The organism is Parafrankia soli (assembly GCF_001854695.1).
GTDB classification, from domain to species: Bacteria; Actinomycetota; Actinomycetes; order Frankiales; family Frankiaceae; genus Parafrankia; species Parafrankia soli.
Window position 1 is genome coordinate 1 of the sequence record NZ_MAXA01000184.1, and the last position, 1,212, is coordinate 1,212.

Below are 1,212 nucleotides of genomic sequence, written 5' to 3' on the forward strand. Positions count from 1 at the left end.
TCGACGTCGGCGGGGGTCATCCGCCAGCCGGTCGCGGTCCACCACGCGGGCAGCTGCTCGTCCTCGATCCACCGCAGGATCGTCGGGATGTCCACGCCAGCGCGCCGCGCGGCCTGTTCGAGACGAAGCATCGTTTCCCCCTATCACCGATGTTCTGCCAGGTGACGGAGCGTCGCCCCAGACCAGAGGCCGTATCAAGCGCAACCGCACAGTGTTGTGGCGACGTTGCGCCCTGACAGGCGGGCGGGGGAGAAAGGGTCGCCCGCCCGGCACCCGGATCGGCTGTCCGGATCATCTTGACGTCCGACCCGGGTCGTCCTACCGTCGGTGCTGTCAAGATGATCCGGACAATGGGAGGTGTGGGGATGGATGCGGAGCGGGAGCTGGACCGGGTGGCGCTGCGGCGGGAGCTGCTGGGCATGCAGGCGACGCTGGTGGAGGCGCTGCGGGCGTTGGATGACGACGGGTACGCCGCCGACGATGAGGGCCTGGCGCACGACGTTGCCGAGAGCTGGCTGCTCGACGTCGTCGGCGCGGTGACCCGGGTGCGTACCGCACCCGACGTGCAGGCGGCGCTGGCCCGGTACGAGGCGATGATCGCCCCCCTGGAGGCACAGGCATGACCGGGCACGAGCACACGACCGACCCGCTGGGCGAGGCCGTCTACGACCGGCTGCGCGCCGGCGGGCACTTCTCGACACCGCCGGCGGTGCTGGCGCGGTTGTCGCTGTCGTCCGCGGCCGCCGAGGCGGCGCGGGTCGCCGGGGGCCTGGTGCCCACCAGCGCGGACGGCTACGGCTCCCCGGCCGGGCTGGTCGAGTACGCCCAGCGGCTGGTGTCCGACGCCCAGGAGGTGCTGGCGGCCGCGGTGGTCGCCGCGCGGGCACGCGGCACGACCTGGGAAGAGATCGGAGAGGCGCTGGGCATCTCCCGGCAGGCGGCACAGGAGCGGTTCCGGACCCGGATCGCGGACTGGGAGCGGGGCCTGGACGTGCCCTACCTGCCCGGTGGCGGCGGGCGGATCCTCAACCCGCAGCTGCCCGACGCGGCCACCGCGCCGGGCGAGGTCGCCGCGTCGCTGGACACGTGGGTGACCCGCCACCACTCACCTGGCGACCCCGACCGGACAGACCGGCCGGTCTCCGCCGTACTGGATGACCACGACGGCTGGGCGCTGGGCCTGTCCGCAGCGGTGATCACCTCCGGTCGCCG

At 73.3% G+C, this 1,212-nt stretch carries 2 protein-coding genes; both read left to right on the forward strand.

The window, feature by feature from the left end; translation table 11 throughout:
- Positions 1–365 precede the first annotated feature (365 nt).
- Entirely contained in the window at positions 366–623 is a 258-nt protein-coding gene (locus BBK14_RS38305; protein WP_071063024.1) for a hypothetical protein, read from the forward strand.
- Positions 620–1,212 (forward strand): hypothetical protein (locus BBK14_RS15005; RefSeq protein ID WP_071063026.1); only part of this gene is annotated, 593 nt, incomplete at its 3' end. The genes BBK14_RS38305 and BBK14_RS15005, both read left to right, overlap by 4 nt.

What these genes read in the sequence shown, in the direction of transcription:
- BBK14_RS38305 (WP_071063024.1), top strand. Translation starts at nt 366, where the DNA reads ATGGATGCGGAGCGGGAGCTGGACCGGGTGGCGCTGCGGCGGGAGCTG.